The 17900-nt window shown below is 41.5% G+C and carries 20 protein-coding genes and 1 tRNA gene; 9 read left to right on the top strand and 12 right to left on the bottom strand.

All coding sequences use genetic code 11. The annotated features are described in order from the left end of the window. Window positions 1-3: 3 nt before the first annotated feature. A complete protein-coding gene (locus LRY47_RS09475; protein WP_295224642.1) occupies window positions 4-984 on the top strand; it encodes a dihydroorotate dehydrogenase-like protein in 981 nt (326 codons plus the stop codon). On the opposite strand, the gene LRY47_RS09470 is transcribed toward LRY47_RS09475, so the two are convergent. The 3 genes from LRY47_RS09470 to LRY47_RS09460 all read right to left on the bottom strand — a co-directional run bounded on the left by LRY47_RS09470 (window position 985) and on the right by LRY47_RS09460 (window position 1803). Continuing rightward, the gene (locus LRY47_RS09470) at window positions 985-1257 is read right to left on the bottom strand and encodes a hypothetical protein (RefSeq protein ID WP_295224639.1); all 273 of its coding nucleotides are present in this window, start codon (window positions 1255-1257) and stop codon (window positions 985-987) included. A gap of 15 nt (window positions 1258-1272) precedes the next feature. Beyond that, on the bottom strand, window positions 1273-1500 hold the full coding sequence (locus tag LRY47_RS09465; RefSeq protein WP_295224638.1) for a hypothetical protein: 228 nt from the start codon (window positions 1498-1500) through the stop codon (window positions 1273-1275). Window positions 1501-1596: 96 nt separating this feature from the next. Beyond that, window positions 1597-1803, bottom strand: coding sequence for a putative motility protein (locus tag LRY47_RS09460; RefSeq protein WP_295224636.1), 207 nt, complete (start codon window positions 1801-1803; stop codon window positions 1597-1599). Between the two features lie 173 nt (window positions 1804-1976). On the opposite strand from LRY47_RS09460, the gene LRY47_RS09455 reads away from it, so the two are divergent. The 5 genes from LRY47_RS09455 (at window position 1977) to LRY47_RS09435 (ending at window position 6419) form a co-directional block, all read left to right on the top strand. Then, window positions 1977-3095 carry an ABC transporter substrate-binding protein gene (locus tag LRY47_RS09455; protein ID WP_295224634.1) on the top strand — a complete coding sequence of 373 codons (1119 nt, stop codon included), beginning with the start codon at window positions 1977-1979 and terminating at the stop codon, window positions 3093-3095. A gap of 52 nt (window positions 3096-3147) precedes the next feature. Further along, a tRNA-Met gene (locus LRY47_RS09450) sits at window positions 3148-3221 on the top strand. A 242-nt stretch (window positions 3222-3463) separates the two neighbouring features. Beyond that, complete coding sequence (locus LRY47_RS09445) at window positions 3464-4654, top strand: tyrosine-type recombinase/integrase (protein ID WP_295224632.1); 1191 nt, start codon at window positions 3464-3466, stop codon at window positions 4652-4654. A gap of 199 nt (window positions 4655-4853) precedes the next feature. Then, a complete protein-coding gene (locus LRY47_RS09440; protein WP_295224630.1) occupies window positions 4854-5075 on the top strand; it encodes an AlpA family transcriptional regulator in 222 nt (73 codons plus the stop codon). A 192-nt stretch (window positions 5076-5267) separates the two neighbouring features. Beyond that, window positions 5268-6419, top strand: a complete 1152-nt coding sequence (locus LRY47_RS09435; protein ID WP_295224628.1) for an AAA family ATPase — start codon at window positions 5268-5270, stop codon at window positions 6417-6419. Between the two features lie 488 nt (window positions 6420-6907). Here LRY47_RS09435 and LRY47_RS09430 read toward each other — a convergent pair whose 3' ends face one another. Continuing rightward, window positions 6908-7507: a hypothetical protein gene (locus tag LRY47_RS09430; RefSeq protein ID WP_295224626.1), complete on the bottom strand. Its 600-nt coding sequence runs from the start codon at window positions 7505-7507 to the stop codon at window positions 6908-6910. Between the two features lie 106 nt (window positions 7508-7613). Here LRY47_RS09430 and bamE point away from each other — a divergent pair, with 106 nt between their 5' ends. Continuing rightward, window positions 7614-8003, top strand: coding sequence for an outer membrane protein assembly factor BamE (bamE, locus tag LRY47_RS09425; RefSeq protein ID WP_295224624.1), 390 nt, complete (start codon window positions 7614-7616; stop codon window positions 8001-8003). Window positions 8004-8731: 728 nt separating this feature from the next. After that, a complete protein-coding gene (locus LRY47_RS09420) occupies window positions 8732-9295 on the top strand; it encodes a hypothetical protein (RefSeq protein ID WP_295224622.1) in 564 nt (187 codons plus the stop codon). Window positions 9296-9633: 338 nt separating this feature from the next. Here LRY47_RS09420 and LRY47_RS14175 read toward each other — a convergent pair whose 3' ends face one another. The 8 genes from LRY47_RS14175 to LRY47_RS09385 form a co-directional block, all read right to left on the bottom strand. Next, window positions 9634-9801 carry a PH domain-containing protein gene (locus tag LRY47_RS14175; RefSeq protein ID WP_366043575.1) on the bottom strand — a complete coding sequence of 56 codons (168 nt, stop codon included), beginning with the start codon at window positions 9799-9801 and terminating at the stop codon, window positions 9634-9636. Between the two features lie 35 nt (window positions 9802-9836). Then, window positions 9837-10115: a hypothetical protein gene (locus LRY47_RS09415; protein WP_295224621.1), complete on the bottom strand. Its 279-nt coding sequence runs from the start codon at window positions 10113-10115 to the stop codon at window positions 9837-9839. A gap of 61 nt (window positions 10116-10176) precedes the next feature. Continuing rightward, a complete protein-coding gene (locus LRY47_RS09410) occupies window positions 10177-10443 on the bottom strand; it encodes a type II toxin-antitoxin system RelE/ParE family toxin (protein ID WP_295224618.1) in 267 nt (88 codons plus the stop codon). Further along, window positions 10433-10651: a DUF6290 family protein gene (locus LRY47_RS09405; RefSeq protein ID WP_295224615.1), complete on the bottom strand. Its 219-nt coding sequence runs from the start codon at window positions 10649-10651 to the stop codon at window positions 10433-10435. The genes LRY47_RS09410 and LRY47_RS09405 overlap by 11 nt, the downstream gene beginning before the upstream one ends. Continuing rightward, window positions 10620-12020, bottom strand: coding sequence for an NAD(P)/FAD-dependent oxidoreductase (locus tag LRY47_RS09400; RefSeq protein WP_295224612.1), 1401 nt, complete (start codon window positions 12018-12020; stop codon window positions 10620-10622). The genes LRY47_RS09405 and LRY47_RS09400 overlap by 32 nt, the downstream gene beginning before the upstream one ends. Window positions 12021-12087: 67 nt before the next feature. Then, on the bottom strand, window positions 12088-13002 hold the full coding sequence (locus LRY47_RS09395; RefSeq protein ID WP_295224609.1) for a DUF2860 family protein: 915 nt from the start codon (window positions 13000-13002) through the stop codon (window positions 12088-12090). Then, the gene (locus tag LRY47_RS09390) at window positions 13003-14301 is read right to left on the bottom strand and encodes a sigma-54 dependent transcriptional regulator (RefSeq protein ID WP_295224607.1); all 1299 of its coding nucleotides are present in this window, start codon (window positions 14299-14301) and stop codon (window positions 13003-13005) included. Then, window positions 14298-15563, bottom strand: a complete 1266-nt coding sequence (locus LRY47_RS09385) for a histidine kinase dimerization/phospho-acceptor domain-containing protein (protein WP_295224604.1) — start codon at window positions 15561-15563, stop codon at window positions 14298-14300. The genes LRY47_RS09390 and LRY47_RS09385 overlap by 4 nt, the downstream gene beginning before the upstream one ends. Window positions 15564-15942: 379 nt before the next feature. Between LRY47_RS09385 and speA the strand changes: the two genes are divergently transcribed. Then, a complete protein-coding gene (gene speA / locus LRY47_RS09380; RefSeq protein ID WP_295224602.1) occupies window positions 15943-17868 on the top strand; it encodes a biosynthetic arginine decarboxylase in 1926 nt (641 codons plus the stop codon). Window positions 17869-17900: the final 32 nt, after the last annotated feature.

Here is a 17900-nt window from a genome sequence, read left to right as displayed (position 1 = left end):
AATATGCCCGACATCAGCACAACCTATATGGGAATGAAACTGAAAAGCCCAGTTATAACAGCAAGCAGCACGCTGACCAAGGACGTCGATAATCTGAAAAAGGCGGAAGAGGCAGGCGCAGGCGCAGTTATCCTCAAATCGCTCTTTGAAGAGGAGATCCGTCAGGACAGCGGGCTTGATATAGATACATCCTTCCACAGTGAGGCATACGATTATATGAACGCTGACGCCGCTATGGTTTACGGTGCCGGCGAATACCTCGAACTTGTGCGAAAAGCTGTTAAAGCGGTCTCAGTACCCGTTATCGCAAGCGTGAACTGCGAAGGCGGGAAATGGTGGACGGAATATGCGAAATCCATCGAGGAAGCCGGAGCGCACGGCATCGAACTGAATATATCCTTTATGCCTTTTGACGCCGGAATCTCTTCGCAGGAAGTGGAATCCAGATACTTTGAAGTGGTTCATGAGGTCAAAGAGACAGTCAGCATACCCGTTTCCGTGAAGATAGGGCAGAATGTCACCGCAGTACCCTATATGGTGCGCAGACTGCATAGCGCGGGCGCAAAAGCTGTGACGCTTTTTAACAGATACTATCAGATGAAGATAAATACCGATACGCTGGAGCTTGAACCCGTGCATTATTTTTCGCAGGAGAGTGAAGCATATAATGTTATACGCTGGGTTGCGGCTGTTGCTAAAGAATCTTCTATAGATATTTCCGCTTCAACTGGCGTTCATAACGCCGACGTTCTGACACAGTACGTTCTTGCCGGCGCATCAACTGTTCAGGTCGCATCTATGCTCTATAAAAAAGGATTTTCTGCCGTAACTGAGCTGAATCAGGGGCTTTCAGAGTGGCTTGACAGGCATGAGATGAACCTTGAGGACGCTGTGGGGCTTGTTCTGCGCAAAAAGATCAGACAGTTCCAGACTCTTGAGCGTGTTCAGTACATAAAAATAGCCGACGGAAGCATCATCAGGTAATCAGGCAAATATATCCAGTCCTAGCGCCTTTGCTATGTCTCCGAGAGTTGTACTCTTAACGTCTTCAACAGCGTCCTCGGCGTTGTCTTTGATTTCTGTTTTTGCAGCTTTTATGTTGCTTTTAACATCGGAAACGGCGCTTTTGACATTACTTTTCACGTCCGAGACTGCATTCTTAACATCATTCTTAATCTGTCTTTGTGCAGATTTTACGTCACTTTTTATCTGTTGTGCAGAACTTGTGAGACTGCTGCGTGCAGGTGTTATTGACATTTCTTCCCTCAAAAACTATGCAAGAATATTTATGGATGCTGTCTTTATTGCATCCTCTGTAAAAGACTCCAGTGCTGATTCGGATTCTTCTGATTTTTCAGGCGGAAAAGGCCATATGGGTTGAAAAAAATCTTCGACAGCCTGAAAGAATCCTCCATCGGATTGCGTTTTAGAGGCGGTTCTGGTATTTGAAGCCTGGTTTATAACAGGATTGTTAAGGGTTGAGGCTGATGTTATGCGCATTAAGTCCTCCGCTAATCAGCATATCGTAATGATTTATATAAACAATATGTTTAGCGAGTAATTGATCTCTGTATATATCATTAGGAGATGTCACTTTTACGCCATAATGTCGAGAAGCGTGCCTTTGCCAGTACCGTCTGCGGCACGGCTGACACCTGCTGCTGCGGAATCAAGAGGAGCCAGAACGGAAAGTCCTGCTTTCTGAGTATCCATAGCCATTTTCATGACTTTTATGTTGGCAGCATATTGTGTTTCGGCCGCTTTCATATCGCTGGCGGCTGCAGCTATTGATGACAGGTCCATATAAATCTCCTGTGTTTTTATATCGACATTTTAATCACAAACTTTACATAATTTTAGTTGTAATTATAACTATTTTGTTACCAATAAAGCCTATAATTAGTCTGACAAAACATTTGAAATTATCATGACATCTGATATAATCAACGACCGACGTTTTCCAAGGAGTGAGATTAATGAGAAAGATATCTTTTATTATGCTCGCGCTGCTCATCTGTGCCGTGGCGCACGCGGAGATAAGGCTTGGCGGTCTTTTTTCCGTTACAGGACCGACAAGCTTCCTCGGGATGCCTGAAAAGCAGACCCTTGAGATGCTTGTTGAAGAAGTGAACAAACAGGGCGGAATCAACGGCGAAAAGATAAAACTTTTTATCTATGATACGCAGGGTGACGAGAACATCACCATAAACTCTTTCAAAAGACTTGCAACTGTCGACAAGGTTGTCGCTGTTTTGGGACCGTCCAGAACAGGCTCTGCTCTGGCTATCAAAAATCTTGCGGCAAGATATAAACTCCCGCTGATATCATGCGCTGCCAGCCTTGATATCGTTACTCCGGTTAACAAATATGTATATAAAACTCCCCAGTCAGACACTCAGGTTGCTGAAAAACTGCTGGAATACCTTGCGTCTAAAAAGAAAAAGAACATAGCGCTTATCACTGAACAGAGCGGTTACGGCTCAACAGGCAGAGACGCGGTTCTTGATATCGCAAAGAAATACGGAATGAACATTGTTGCGGACGAGAAATTCCGCGACAAAGACAAGGATATGACCTCCCAGCTTTCTAACATCAAAGGGAAGAAGTATGATGCCGTCATCTGTTGGGCGGCTGGTGCGGCTCCTGCCATCATCGCCAGAAATGCCCAGCAGCTCGGCATGGGCGATCTTTATATGACACAGGGCGTTGCGTCCATGAAGTTTATTGAGCTTGCGGGAGATGCGGCAAACGGCATAAAACTCACAGCTGGCAGAATCGTTGTTGCTGACCAGCTTCCCGACAGCGATAAATTCAAAAAGACGCTCGTGAAATATAAGAACGATTTTGAAGGCAATTTCAAATCACCGGTATCTGCTTTCGGCGGACACGCATATGACGCTTTCATGCTGTTCAAAACTGCTTACAGCAAAGCGCACACAGGCGGCGATAAACTTGCCGGAGAGCTTGAAAAAATTAAAAAGATGATCGGCATAGCTGGTGAATTCAATATGACGCCCGGCGACCACACAGGGCTTTCAAAGGATTCTTTCGTCATTGTTGAAATAAAGAATAAAGACTTTGTTCTTGCGAATTAAAAACTTATTGACTGTGATAAAAAGATAGGGTATATAAACATCCCTATCTTACGGCGGTGTAGCTCAGATGGTTAGAGCATGCGGCTCATATCCGCAGTGTCCGGGGTTCAATTCCCTGCACCGCCATTTAATCGAAGTTTAAGGGCTTCCAGAGAAATCTGCGAAGCCTTTTTTAATGCCCATTTGGAGGGGGTTTCAACTCTTTAGAGTTCCAGACAAATCCAACGAAAGCCAACTTTTCTTGACGGTATGATTGACGGTACGATATAATCATTATATAAGCTATACCGCCATGACCAGTAAAATATCTTTTTATACAATCAGTTATAGTGTTATTGCTTATAATATTCTGATGAGGTTATACCGTCATGGGAACAACTGATACCGCCATAAGAACTGCTAAAGCAAAAGACAAAGGCTATAAGATTCAAGATGAAAAAAGCATGTATATCTATGTATCCGAAGCAGGCGGTAAAACCTTTCGTCTAGACTACCGCTATGCAAATAAAAGGAAAACCTATGTAATAGGCTCTTATCCTGAAATATCACTTAAAGAAGCCAGAGAAAAGCGAGATGAGGCAAGAAAGCTGATTTCGGAAGGTATTGACCCTAATGAGTTAAAGAAGGCTAAGAAATATAATATATACTGTGAAGCGAGTAACAGGTTTAAAGATGTGGCTACCGAGTGGCACGCTGTCAACAAACCAAAATGGATTGAAAGCCATGCTCAGAGGAAATGGAGAGCATTAGAGAAAAATATCTTTCCTTATATTGGTGATAGACCAGTAAAAAATATAACAGCTCAGGAGTTATTATCTGTTCTTAGACTAATAGAAGAAAGAGGCTCTATTGATGTTGCACACAGAACTAAAAATATTGTTGGCGAGGTTTATTCTTTCGCTATCGCCACTGGAAGAGCGGAAAGGAATATTAGCCATGACCTCAAAGGAGCTTTGACAGCAAGAGTATCTAAGAATATGGCAACAATAACTGAGACTGACGAGATAGGCGGGCTTATGAGGGCTATAGACAGCTATACAGGCGATATTGTTACTAAATGTGCCTTGAGGCTGACTCCTTATGTTATGTTGCGTCCTGGCGAACTCAGGCAGGCAGAATGGTCTGAAATAGATTTACATGCAGGACTGTGGAAGATTCCAGCCGAAAAAATGAAGATGAGAAGACCGCACATCATACCGCTTTCTAAGCAGGCGGTTTCTATTTTGAAAGAGATTCAGCCATTAACAGGACAATGGAAATATGTGTTTCCTAATGCTCGGTCAAAAGAAAGACCAATGAGCAATGTTACAATACTTTCTGCTCTTAGGCGCATGGGATATACAAAAGAAGAAATGACCGCCCACGGATTCCGAGCAATGGCTTCAACATTGTTGCACGAAAAAGGTTATGAGAGCGCTATAATAGAAATGCAGTTAGCCCACGTTGAGCGAAATAAAGTAAAGGGTGCTTATAACCATGCGGAATATCTGGATAAAAGAACAGTTATGATGCAGGAATGGGCAGATTATCTGGATGGTCTAAAACTTAACAAGCCCTAATGTTAAACTGAACTCAACTTTATCCCCCCTAAAACATCAATTACCACACCATACATACTACAATGTAATATGACTGCTGAATGATACTATAATATAGTATCTAAAATACTGTCGATATTATACTTTTTAAAAATTCTTCCCTTGATTAATATCCACGAACGTTATATATAGATACTTATCTAAAATTAAGGAGCAAGCAATGAAGAACGATATTCAGAACCTGAACAGTCAACGAATTATCAGACGACCTGAAGTTGAAAAACTCACTGGTCTGGCTAGGTCAACAATCTATGACCTAATGAAGAAACGTAAATTTCCAAAGAGCATTCAAATTAGCGTAAGGGCGATTGGGTGGCTGGAGGCTGATATAACAGCCTTCATCGAAGAACGTATATCTGAAAGCAGGAAAGGAGGTGAATAGTGGTTATGAATAACCAGTGTTTAACGTGCGGTCAGAAGTCAAATAGTCCGGCTTCAGACACTAAAAAAGGGCAGATAGGCGTATGCTTGGTGGCTAACCCGTCTACCCTTCATAAGCTTATGAGTCAATTAAGGCTCATGTTTAAAAATAACTTAAAATATAATTTTTTCAATAATAATAACGGAGATGATTATGAATAATATAATTACAGAATATGAATACCATCAGGAAAAAGAGACATTCACAGGGATAAACATCCCGCTAAAATGGCTGACAGAAGAACCACCTAAGGTAGATTTTGCTATCAATCCACTTGCACCGATAGGAGCAGTAACGATGCTTGTTGCTCATGGAGGTGTAGGTAAATCATACCTCGCAATGAAGATGGGTATACACACTTGTCTAGGTTTGGAAATACTGAATGCTGAGACAAACGGTGAGAAGGTGGCTTATATGTCACTGGAAGACCCTCAGCCACCAATAAGACAGAGATTGTATAATCTGATCAACAGAATGCCTAATGATGTTAAATCACGCATACAGGAGATTAGTGACAAGTTCATATTGATTGATAGATATGGATTACCCACCCACTTTGCTAATAACTTCAATGGAGAAGTTGAAATATCATCCATCGTTGATGATCTGGCAGTGTATCTCAAGCTAAACAACATCAGATGTCTGTTTATTGATACAATGGTGCGTTCACATAGCCTTGATGAGAACAGTAACGCTCAGATGGGAGCACTACTGGTAGCGTATGAACGGTTAGCAAGTAAAGCTGGATGTTCAGTGGTACTTATTCACCATGTGCCTAAAAACAATTCTAATCAGCTTCATGCTGCTAGGGGAGCATCTTCTATTACGGACAACGCTAGATCAGTTATACTGCTGGAAAGAGTTAAACCTAGTGAAGTGAATGATTTTCTCGAACCCGAGATTAAGGAAGCTATAAAGGCTGGCAGGTTTGTGAAAGTCACGCACGCTAAGCACAACTACTCTGCTCAGCATGAAACGACATGGCTGGAGATTACAGATAATGGCGTGCCAGAAGAGCGTTATCCATCCTCAGACGAACGTTCTCAACATGAGCAGAGATACACCGAGATATACGATTGGTGGCGTAAAGAGTGGCTAGGAAAGCCTGTAACCCTAACAAATGTAAAAGATAACACAAACAGTATACGACCTGCTGGTGCTAATTATAGTAAGCATAAGTACGGACATGCATTTGAATCAGCAATATTTATAGGATTTGCAGAGAAAACATGCCCACCTGAAAACGGTAGTAAGAATGGATTGGCTAAGTACTACACCCTTCACCCGTGGGAAAAAAAGTGTTAACCATCTAACCGTCCAGCCACCAGCCAGTTGTGTTGGCTTGTAAGGGCGAAAATAGAGATATAGTTGGTGGATAATACCATCCACCACTATATTTCTTATAGAAGGAGGATGGTTAAAACATAATGAGTAACCGCCCTGCTTGAATGATTGAAATTGCTATACCAGCCAGAAAATTAGTCAAGCAACACTGAATATTATTCAATGCCACTTAATAATACCCGAGCGAGCAGAGCGAGCGAGTCTACTCACCCTATCAACTCTATACTATGAATCTCACATATAATCAAAAACACTAGATTAGTCTGATTATGAGCTGATACCACATAAACCACTTTTGGGCTGAAAACTTCGGCGGACATGTTGAGAATTGGCATTATTAAGCCAATTAAACAGTAGTTGTCAAACTCCTCTTGCAGGGGGGGCTTGACGTTGTCCACATTAGTTATATTCTCTATACTCTTTATTTACGCATTTTGATTTGCATCTACTTATTTAAAAGTATTATCAATATCCTGCTTTTCTTTCATAGTAGCACGCTCGATTTGTTTATTCTTATTTATTCTGATAACAACTTTCCTTTTCACAATTGCAATATTACTATCAGTGAGAGCATTTAATAACTCTTTAATCTGTTTCTTTGTTAGTGACAACGTTACAAATCCTCTTTCATTATATGCCATGTCATTAGTTTTTAAGGTCACTTCAACATAATCATTTGTGTGCTTTTGTCCAATGTAATCCATTTTGATATATTCACGTGAATACAATGGCTTTTTGAACTCATATTTATGTTTAATATTTATTTCATACCAATTTAAAGATTTTTCTAATGCCGCTCTTATCTTAGGCAAGTCTGATGTTATATCTAATCGATGACGCAATAGAGGGATGTCACTATCCTCTCTGACAAAATAGATGCCTTCTTTTCCAACTGTTATCCTAAAATCTTGCTCCATCCGAAAGCTAGTACTGCCAGAAAGCCAAATATATCCTTCTGCAACAGGGTCATAAACCCTATATGGGACTTCACCAGCATAAGAAACCACTGTGAAAAGTAATAGATAAAAGATTAAGGCTATTTGTTTCATTCTAAACTCCTATGCCGTAGCCTCTGTTAGCTAGAGATTCTTATTTTATTATTTCTAAATATGGATTAGTATACATCACGGGTTGCAATATATCAAGGAGTTGAATATGAGTAAATTATTAAAATTGTTTTTTGTTATTGTGTTAATGACTACAATATTTGGATGTGTTTCTATGAGTAGCCAATCTGGAAACGATTTTGATGTTTCAGCGGTTAATCAAATCAAGCAAAACCAAACGACAAAATCGGAGATTTTATCAATCTTTGGGACACCCTATTCAAAATCAAGAAATGTTATTAATGGTGTAGAGAAAGAAACGTGGATGTATATGTATATGAATGTTCAGTCACATGCAAAAGGATTTCTGTTTACATATAATGGAACTGCCCAAGTTGACCATAAGAGTTTAGTCATTGTTTTTAATGGTGAAACTGTTGAGTCATATAATATGACCGCAAATCCTGGTACATCAACATTAAATACAACTATTAATTAAAAGGCATGCATTCTATATGTGAGATTCTAATATGGCTAAAAAATCTGTTATTGAGAGTATTCTTTTGGGATTATGCAAGTTTCTTTTCAAGTTGGCGACATCTAAGAAACTATGGAAATAGAATATTAAATAGTTTTGTAGTGCATGACATACGATGTAATATTAAAAAAGAGGTGTACTATGGCAACAACTAATATCAATTGCTCTGCATGTGGAAGTGAGAAGAGCATGGCTTCAACGAAAATTCATAAGTTCAATTTTATTACCAGACTAATTGGTTATATAATTATAACACCTTCTATGTTTGGAGTATTATTTGCTTTGATTTTATTTTTACAACAGGCTCAACTCATTCAGAAGTTATGACAACATCACAGAGCGATGCTGAAATCGTAGGAGCAACAATAGGAGCAGGTATTGCTATATTTATAGGTATGTCGTCTCTTGTTGGTGGTTTAATTGGTTGGCTTTTAATTGCTAAGAAAAAAGTATTTAAATGTAATTCTTGTGGATTCATTCTAAACAGAGACTAGCAGAAAATTAATCTGACGGTATAGAACGAAATTGCGGTTTTTGATATTGTTATTTAAAGGCTTATAGTGAAACCGCTAAGCCTTTTTTTGTCTAAATATAAAAATGGTATAATAGCATTACGTGTTTATGTATTATAATTGTTATATGATACATGCATAAAATCTGCTAGAAATTATTTACAAGGAGAAGCTGATATGAAGTCACTATTACTTTTCGTATTAATGATGTCATCATTGTGCGTTTATGCCAAGGAATATGATTTCAGGAATGTAAATTGGGGAATGAGTAAAGCAGAAGTAAAGAAATCAGAAAAAGCAAAATTATATAAAGAAAGCAATGAGCTTATTGTTTACTCCAGTAAGATATTGGGAAAAAATGTGATAATTATGTATATTTTTACGCAAAATAAGCTTGTACGTGCTAAGTATGGTGTGACAGAGGAGCATAGTAACAAAAATAGATATATTGACGATTATGATGATTTGAAGGGCGTTTTAATAAAAAAATATGGTAAGCCGATAACAGAGAACGAATATTGGGAAAATGATTTATTTAAAGATAATTATCAAAATTGGGGTGTTGCTATTTCTGTAGGACATTTGTCATATTTTACAAATTGGGAAACAAATAGTACAAAACTAATTTTGGGACTTTATGGTGAGAATTTTGACATTAAATGTGTTGTAGAATATATAAGCAAGGAATATGAACAAGCTGAAGAAGATGAGAATGAAAAGAAGGATTTGAAGGATTTTTAAATTAAGCCAACCTTTTGGTCGGCTTATTAGTTATAGAAGTTAGAAAGCAATAATCCCTCTTCACCTACTTTAGCAACATTAGAAAAACTTGCCAAGGGTCTTAATGTTTCGATAAGCACAATCATAAGCAAACTAGAAGAGAGTTCAGAAAACTAATTTGACGGTATTTTTGACGGTATAAAACGAATGTGCGGTTTTTGAAATTGTTATTTACAAGTATCTTGTAGTCGTGGTTTAATTCCCTGCACCGCCATACAAGTGAAAAAGCCGAACCTTTGCGGGTTCGGCTTTTATTTATTTTATCTAATTTTTTGATTACAAAGTTTTGACGAAAATACTTACACGGATTCTATTTTATCCAGGTATTCTTGAAGCATCCTTTTGAATTTCATTGGTGCAGAAATATTTTTTACTACACCTTGTGGATTACCCGCTCCAGATATTATTATTGAACCATAATTGAGTGCTCTTCCAAGAAGGCTTTGGTTTACTTGTATGCTTTCGATTTTTTTTATGCCAATTTCAATGGTTTTTCTACTTATTACGCCGTATTTGCTATGAATCGTTTGTTAGTTAATCCAATTTCAGTGGTTTTTATTGAAATTACTGCATAGATAAAAGGATAAATGCCAAGAAATAGAAAAAAGAAAGCTGCACTATATTCTTTTGTACCAGAAAATGATTCACCAGAAAAACTACCTAAAGAAATAAGAAGAAAGAATAATCCGAGTAAATAATTAGTAATGAATGATTTACGGCTTACTTTGCCAGTAAAAATAACATGTTCGTCATTTGTTAATGCCTCATCGATATAACCCATCGTTTACCTCGTTTAACGTTTAGGGTATTATACCACGAACAAAATTTATAAAATACTTAATCTACTTATAAACTTCTTTCCTGTGTCCTATTCTGAGAGCAAGGATAACAAGTTTATCATCCTGAATATCGCAGATGATACGGTAATCGCCTACTCTAAATCGCCAGTAGTGGCATAGTTCTCCTGTGAGCTGTTTGCCTAAAGATTTTGGATTATCTGAAAAAGAAAGGCGTGATTTTAAAAAGTTAATAATTCTGATAGCAGATTGTTTATCAAGCTTAGAAAGTTCCTTTTCTGCTGTTTTGGTGAAAAGAATTTTATAAGCCAAGGCGTTTCTCTATATCTTCAAGTGCGGAAACCTCTTCTTTGCCTTCGAGTACACGTCTGTACACGGTTTCGGCGTGGTAAAGGTCTTCCATGTCTTCAAGATAGTTTTCTACTGCCTCCCTGATGTAATAGCTTTTTGGTCTTCCTGTTTTTTCGGAAAGCTCATTAAGACGTGTCTCAATCTCTTCCGGCAATCTTACTGTGAGCATCGTTGCACCTCATATAAGTATTATATGTAATACAAAGAATACATGCAACACATTCTACAGCAGCATTTTCTTTGTCGTTTTTGTGGTTCTTCTGCAAAATACAGTTTGTGCAGTTGTCCTGATCGATAATCAGAACCGATTCGTTGCCGAAGCAGAACGACATTACCCAGTCGAAAAATACTGCCACCTGTTTCTTGAACATGCCTATTTTGAATAAATATGCGCCTTTCCATATATAATACGCCAGCGCACCCCGCATCTTGATTCCGAAAAGGTTTACCACAGAGTTGTTCTTGCCGAGAGAGACAAGATATCCGAAGTGCAGATAGGTGAAGTCCACTGGCTCTTTGCCGTTTATAAGGCGCATTATATTCTTTACTGCCATAACCGCCTGCTGCATAGCCAAAGGTGCGACAGGCGGCAGGAATTTGCCTTTAAACTCATATGCGCAGCTGTCGCCTATGACAAAAACATGGGGAGCATCCAGAGCCTGCGGATTGAGCGATCTTGTTATTTTCAGTCTGCTGTCCGGCGTTGTGTCGCCGCCCATCTCTTTCAGATATTCCTGACCTTCAACACCGGCTGTCCATACGGTGACTGATGAGCTTTTGGTATACTGCTGACCATCTTTTTTGTAGGTTATGCAGTCCAGCCCTACCTCGTCCACAGATGCTCCGTTTATGACGTTTATGCCGTTTTTAATAAGTATTTCCTGTGCTTTTTCCGCTTGAGAAGGGTCAATGGCGGGTAGAACAGTTTTGCTGTATTCAAAGATGGTTATGTCGTATTCGTCTGCCATGATGGTACTGTATTCTTTCTTTATCTTTGCACGGATATAGTCGTTCATTTCGCTGGCGAGTTCAACACCTGTAATGCCGCCGCCTATGATGGAGAAAGAGAGCAGGCGCTTCTTCTCTTCGGGGTCAGTGAGTGTGCTTGCTTTTTCAAGGAAGTCTATTATCAGGTACTTTATGTGTATCGCGTCCGTGATATTTTTGAATTCAAAAGCATTTTTCATTGCAGAAACGTTACCGCGGAAATTGGTGCGGCTTCCTGTTGCGACAATAAGGTAGTCGAACGGGTATTCGCCGTTTTCGCAGGTAACTTTGTTGGCTATGGTGTCGATGTTCTGAACTTCGTCTTTAATGAAACGTACGCCGTTTTTCACGCATATCTCTCTGAGAGGGAAGACTATATTTTCAGGTTTGACATTCCCGCTGACAACCTCTGCCAGCATGGGTGTGAATAGTGAATAGTTGTTTTTGTCTATGAGAGTAACGGAAACCTTGCCCGATTTTATGTGTGTTCTGAAAAAAGAAACAGCAGTAAGGCCGCCGAAGCCGCCTCCGAGAATAAGAATATTCTTCATAAAGAACCTCGGTGTGTATGATAGTTAAATTTACACCTGAAAGGTCTTTTTGTACAGAAGGAAAAGGCTAAAAGTTAAGTCCGGCTCCTATGCCTGCAAAAAACGATTCCGCGTCAAAGAATTCGATATTTGCCTCGCGCGCACCGTATCCGCCGGAGAAAGAGATAAACTTGTCTTTGAAGCCGAACGCGTCGTTAAGTCTGTAAAGCGCCATGGCTCCGTATGATGTTTCTTCGCGTGTATCGTTGAAATAGGGGTTGTCGGAGTTAAATTCCACTCTGTCCAGAGCAAGCAGGAAAACGAGAAGGTTTTTGTCTTTGGTAAATGCCGTAATTTTTATTCCGGTTCCGTAGCTTTTGAATGATTCAGCGTCTCCGTCTCTGTCACCTACGACATATTTACCAAATATATCAGCAAACATGCGTTCTTTAAGAGGAAAGGCGTATCCGGCTTTGAGTTCACTGTCATATCCGTTTCTTCCGAGTGATGAATAAACATCTTCCGCTTTGTCATTGCTTACATTATGCTTCGTAACGGACATTTCGGTAAAGAATCCCGTTCCGGCTATTCTTCTGAGTTTAAGCTCTAGTCCGTAGCTTTCGGCATCGGTCTCGTGTCTTCTGTCGATATATGGGTTTTGCCACGTTTTTTCCATCGGGTTCAGAACGATTGAGAAATCGGCTTTGGTTTTGTTATCAAATTCTCTTGCCACGCCCAGTTCAAATTTCGGTGAAAGTTCCTGCATGGGAACGCCAAAGTGGAATCTTGTATGCCCGTCTGGTTTATAATTGACTTCGCCTGTGATCATGGCGCCTATCTTCGACAGTGTATCGAAGTGTACGTCTTTTGCTTCGCCGTCGGGGATAAGTTTATCGTCAGAGTTAATTACAATGACACCGCCGGATATATAGCCGGATATCTTATCTTCTGCAAACGCCGAAAAGGCGAACAGCAGGCAGAGCAAAGTGGCAATAAGTTTCATTTAATCCTCAATATCAAATTCTTTCAGTTTATTATGGAGTGTTCTGCGTGATATTTCAAGAATTTCCGCAGCTTTAGATTTATTTCCGCCGGTTTTTTGCAAAGCTTTCACAATTAATTCACGTTCATTGTCACGAATGCTCAGTCCGGCTGCCTGTTTTGTTCCCAAAGGCGGCAGTGTTGATGCTTCCAGTTTTTGTGAAGTAGTCAGTATCATGCTTCGCTCCACAAGGTTCTCAAGTTCCCTTATGTTTCCTGGGAACGAATAGTTCTTAAGTGCCCGCAGGTATGCGTCGTCTGCTGATTTTACAAGTTTGCCGAAACGCTTTGAGTGTTTTTCTATGAAGAATTTCACCAGAGCCGGAAGCTCCTCTTTTCTGTCTCGCAGCGGAGGAATCTCCACAGGAAACACTGCCAGACGGAAATAAAGGTCTTCGCGGAAATTTCCTGTTTCAGAGAGTTTCTTAAGGTTCTTATTTGTAGCGGCGATGATGCGTACATCGGTTTTGATTGTCTTTGTGTCGCCTACGCGCTCGAAAGTGCCTTCCTGCAGAACTCTCAGAAGTTTCGCCTGAACAGTCTGCGAAAGTTCGCCAATCTCGTCCAGAAACAGCGTTCCGCCGTCTGCCGCTTCAAAAAGCCCAGCTTTGTCTTTGACAGCAGTAGTGAAAGCTCCTTTCACATGTCCGAAAAGTTCGCTTTCGATAATGTTCTCGCTAAGCGCGGCGCAGTTTATAGCAAGGTATGGTTTATCTTTGCGGCGGGAGTTGTCGTGTACCGATCTTGCTACCAGTTCCTTTCCTGTTCCGGATTCGCCGAGAACAAGAACGGTCGCATCCGTCGGTGCAACCAGTTTAAGATGGTTTATTACGCATCCGAGTCCTGTTGCGGAATATACACCACCGAAGACATAGCCTTCAACAGGTGCATATTCGCAGGCTGCATTTGATGTTGTGCAGTTGGTGAGTGCCTCAAATAACGCCTGTATATCCACAGGTTTTGTAAGATAGTCTGCTGCTCCCAGCTTCATAGCCTCTACTGCGGTTTTTACAGTGGAAAAAGCGGTTATTATGATCACAGGGGTCTCTATTCCACGCTGGCGCATCATACCCAGAGTTGTTATTCCGTCCATTATGTCCATCTTCATGTCGAGAAGCACAGCGTCGAATGAAATCTTTTCCATCAGAGACAGTGCTTCCATGCCGTTAGCCGCCTCATTTGTTGTGTGTCCGGCATCTTCCAGATGCAGCTTAAGCATCAGTCTGTGGTTCTGCTCGTCGTCAACAATTAGTATGTTCATGAGAATGTTATCTCCGCGATGAATTTCTCGTCCGCGTGTATGGTAAAGCCGAACCCGTGGAGGGCGAGTATTCTTTTTATTATAGCAATGCCAAGTCCTGTTCCGACTGTCTTTGTAGTGTAGAACGGAGTGCCTATTTTGTCCGCATCGGCGATATGTCCGGTTATTTCATTGGAAACTGTGAGCGAGTGCCCTGTGAAATTCACTGACACTGTGCTGTTTTCGGGTGCAGCCTGAACAGCGTTCAGCAGGAGATTGAAAAGCACCTGCATCATCTTTGCGCTGTCCGCCTGTATAGCATGGTGTTTTCCGGTCACGTCTATGGTGATGCCCTTAATCCCGGCATCCGCCTGCAAAAGTTCAGCCGTGCGCTTTGCAAGCTCTGTAACTGACACTTCACTTTTTTCAATTGTGATGTCTCTGCCGTATGTAAGGAAATCGTTTACTATTCTGTCCAGTCTGGAGAGCTCTTCCACGCATCTTTCCGCTATATCTTTAGTGGTTCCTTCGCTTTTTTTTGCGGAAAATTCGATAAGACCTTTAACGGAGCTCAGCGGGTTTTTAAGTTCGTGTGCCATAACAAGGGACATTTTACCCATCTCCGCTTCACGTTCAGCCAGCTCCAGCAGACGTGTCTGTTCCGAGTGCTGTTTTGACATGCGGAAGCTGTAGAAGAATACTGTGCCTAGAAGTATCTGAAGCAGTATGACACTGCCGAGAAAGCTGAACTGTGACGTGCGCAGGTTCTTAAGGTTTGAATCGTCAACCAGAGCTCCGGCGAAAGCGATGGGACTCTGTATAGGTTCCGGCTCCGGTCCTGTTTCTGACATCATTCTGCCCATTCCTCTTCCCATCCCCATGCCGAGATGATGTGATATCATAGGTTTTATGACCAGAATCCCTTCCGACGTTTGTGCAACCAGCCTGTTTCCTATTGGAAAATTCGGCAGTTCAATGTCGCCGGTGTTCAGCAGTACATTTCCTCCCTTGTCGAAAAGATATATGGAGCGCACAGCTGAAGTGCCGGCGGTTTCTCTTAAAAATGCTTTGAAGCGGGGTGCAAATTCCGGATTAAGTGCCATCATGGCTCTTCTTCCGCCTTCAAAGGTTGTAAGTGCCGCAAATCCTGTCAGTGCCAGCGAGTTTCTCGCACTCTTAAGCGTCGAGACTGTATTGTATATCTGGGCGAATATCACCAGAAGGTTCAGGATCAGTGCGGCTATAAGCAGGTTTTTCAGTTTTTTTACTGTTGTGTTGTTCATAAGGGAATAATACACCACAGTGCCAAAAATTTACATTGGTAAAATTTGCCGTCTGCTGTGCAAATTCTACACAGTTTCTGTAAAGCCTGATATTAATAATCAGGAATCGGCAGTTTTTTTAGCAAAATGGCAGTATATTCTGTAAAAATAAGATATATTTGATGTCATAAAACTGTAAAACTCCTGTATAATATCTTTATTATGAATATGTTAATGTGATAAGTCGGGTAATCATATATTTTCCTGCGTTTTTGCATTTTTTAGACTGCAATGTTATAATTATGATGAAAAATAACGTTTGGGCTATAGTATTATGTTGACATCCTGAATGTTTTTCCGTAGATTTTCCTGTCCTAAGATAAACTGCGGGAGTTTGCTAATGTGGCGTGATCCTGAAAAATGTAAAAACTGGACCATACAGGATTCCGAAGAACTGTACGGAATCAACAAATGGGGTGCGGATTATTTTTCAATAAATCCGCTTGGAGATGTGACTGTTACTCCTTTCGGGAAGGACAACGGAGCGCGTATCAGCCTTTATGATATTGTTCAGGAGATTGAGGAACGCGGCATGAGCATGCCTGTCATCCTGCGTATCGAGAATATTCTGGGTTCACAGATAAAACTTCTGCACCAGACATTCCGCAAGGTGATAGACGAAACCGGTTATCAGGGACAATATAAGGGAGTTTTCCCTATTAAGGTGAACCAGCAGGAACAGGTTATCGAGGCGATATCCGAGTTCGGCAAAGAGTTCAACCATGGACTTGAGGCCGGAAGCAAACCGGAACTTCTTGCGGCGATAAGCATGCTGCAAAACCGTGACGCGTGTCTCATCTGCAACGGCTACAAAGACGAGGAGTTCATTGACCTCGGACTGAACGCGGTCAAAATGGGGTATCAGTGTTTCTTTGTCATAGAGGTGCCGGGCGAGGTTGACCTTATCCTTGAACGTGCGAAAAAGCTTAAAGTCCGCCCCCTTCTCGGTCTGCGCGGCAAGCTCTCAACACAGGCTGAGGGTCAGTGGTCGGAATCCGGCGGTGACAACAGCGTTTTCGGACTGAACATCAGCCAGATGGTAGACGTTCTTGACAGACTTAAAGAGGAGAATAAGCTGGATTGCCTTAAACTCCTCCATTATCATATAGGTTCGCAGATTCCCAACATCCGCGATATCCGCGCGGGCGCTCTGGAAGCGTGCCGAATATACGAAGAACTGGTTAACGAGGGCGCGCCCATGGGCTTCATAGATTTCGGCGGCGGTCTTGCGGTGGATTACGACGGTTCAAGCACCAACTACCATTCAAGCCGTAACTACTCTGTTGAGGAATACTGCTACGACGTTGTGGAATCCATAATTAACGTAATAGGTAAAAAAGGCATCCCTCATCCGACCATAATTACAGAGTCAGGTCGTGTAACTGTCGCTTACTATTCGGTGTTGCTGTTCAATGTTTTGGATGTGTCAACATTTGTGCCGCACCCGATACCTGAAGAGCTTCCGAAATGCAACGGCGGTCTGCTTGACAACCTTCTGGTGACGTACAACGATGTATCCCCAAGAAGCATACAGGAGAGCTGTAACGATGCCCTGTTTTACAGAAATCAGGCGAAACAGCTTTTCAAACACGGTCAGATAACCCTTCGCCAGCGTGCTATGGCTGAAAACCTCGTGCGTCACATACTTATGAAGATTTCATCAACAGCGAGAACTATGACCCACGTTCCTAAGGACGTTCAGGACATAGATAAGCTGCTTTACGATATATACTATGGAAACTTTTCACTGTTCCAGTCGCTTCCGGACGTCTGGGCTATAAACCAGATATTCCCTGTTATGCCTATCCACAGGCTGAATGAAGCCCCTACCCGTCCGGCTATAATTTCGGACATAACCTGCGACTGTGACGGCAAAATAGATAATTTCCCTGACTATTCACATGACAAGAACGCGATACTTCTGCATGACCTGAAGGACAGCGACGAGTATTACCTCGGCGTGTTCCTTGTCGGTGCATATCAGGAGACGCTGGGCGACCTGCACAACCTGTTCGGCGACACAAATGTGGTGTCTATCAATGTGCATCTGGACGGCTCGTATCAGGTTGTGAGAGAGCTTGAAGGGGATTCTGTGGCGGACGTGCTTTCGTATGTGGAATACGACGTTAAAGCGATGAAGCACAGACTTAAAAAGATAGCGGAAGATGCTGTCCAGCAGGGTTTCATCTCAGGTAAAGAACGCAAGGACATTCTCAACGGTTTCGACGAAGGTCTGCGAGGCTATACATATTTCGAGAAAGACTGATCTTGCTCCCTCCTTTGAAAAGGAGGGTCGGG

Source organism: Seleniivibrio sp., from assembly GCF_021209385.1.
Classification (GTDB): Bacteria; Chrysiogenota; Deferribacteres; order Deferribacterales; family Geovibrionaceae; genus Seleniivibrio.
This window is presented reverse-complemented; position numbering and strand designations above follow the sequence as displayed.

What these genes read in the sequence shown, in the direction of transcription:
- LRY47_RS09475 (WP_295224642.1), top strand. Translation starts at nt 4, where the DNA reads ATGCCCGACATCAGCACAACCTATATGGGAATGAAACTGAAAAGCCCA.
- LRY47_RS09470 (WP_295224639.1), bottom strand. Translation starts at nt 1,257, where the DNA reads ATGTCAATAACACCTGCACGCAGCAGTCTCACAAGTTCTGCACAACAG.
- LRY47_RS09465 (WP_295224638.1), bottom strand. Translation starts at nt 1,500, where the DNA reads ATGCGCATAACATCAGCCTCAACCCTTAACAATCCTGTTATAAACCAG.
- LRY47_RS09460 (WP_295224636.1), bottom strand. Translation starts at nt 1,803, where the DNA reads ATGGACCTGTCATCAATAGCTGCAGCCGCCAGCGATATGAAAGCGGCC.
- LRY47_RS09455 (WP_295224634.1), top strand. Translation starts at nt 1,977, where the DNA reads ATGAGAAAGATATCTTTTATTATGCTCGCGCTGCTCATCTGTGCCGTG.
- LRY47_RS09445 (WP_295224632.1), top strand. Translation starts at nt 3,464, where the DNA reads ATGGGAACAACTGATACCGCCATAAGAACTGCTAAAGCAAAAGACAAA.
- LRY47_RS09440 (WP_295224630.1), top strand. Translation starts at nt 4,854, where the DNA reads ATGAAGAACGATATTCAGAACCTGAACAGTCAACGAATTATCAGACGA.
- LRY47_RS09435 (WP_295224628.1), top strand. Translation starts at nt 5,268, where the DNA reads ATGAATAATATAATTACAGAATATGAATACCATCAGGAAAAAGAGACA.
- LRY47_RS09430 (WP_295224626.1), bottom strand. Translation starts at nt 7,507, where the DNA reads ATGAAACAAATAGCCTTAATCTTTTATCTATTACTTTTCACAGTGGTT.
- bamE (WP_295224624.1), top strand. Translation starts at nt 7,614, where the DNA reads ATGAGTAAATTATTAAAATTGTTTTTTGTTATTGTGTTAATGACTACA.
- LRY47_RS09420 (WP_295224622.1), top strand. Translation starts at nt 8,732, where the DNA reads ATGAAGTCACTATTACTTTTCGTATTAATGATGTCATCATTGTGCGTT.
- LRY47_RS09415 (WP_295224621.1), bottom strand. Translation starts at nt 10,115, where the DNA reads ATGGGTTATATCGATGAGGCATTAACAAATGACGAACATGTTATTTTT.
- LRY47_RS09405 (WP_295224615.1), bottom strand. Translation starts at nt 10,651, where the DNA reads ATGCTCACAGTAAGATTGCCGGAAGAGATTGAGACACGTCTTAATGAG.
- LRY47_RS09400 (WP_295224612.1), bottom strand. Translation starts at nt 12,020, where the DNA reads ATGAAGAATATTCTTATTCTCGGAGGCGGCTTCGGCGGCCTTACTGCT.
- LRY47_RS09395 (WP_295224609.1), bottom strand. Translation starts at nt 13,002, where the DNA reads ATGAAACTTATTGCCACTTTGCTCTGCCTGCTGTTCGCCTTTTCGGCG.
- LRY47_RS09390 (WP_295224607.1), bottom strand. Translation starts at nt 14,301, where the DNA reads ATGAACATACTAATTGTTGACGACGAGCAGAACCACAGACTGATGCTT.
- LRY47_RS09385 (WP_295224604.1), bottom strand. Translation starts at nt 15,563, where the DNA reads ATGAACAACACAACAGTAAAAAAACTGAAAAACCTGCTTATAGCCGCA.
- speA (WP_295224602.1), top strand. Translation starts at nt 15,943, where the DNA reads ATGTGGCGTGATCCTGAAAAATGTAAAAACTGGACCATACAGGATTCC.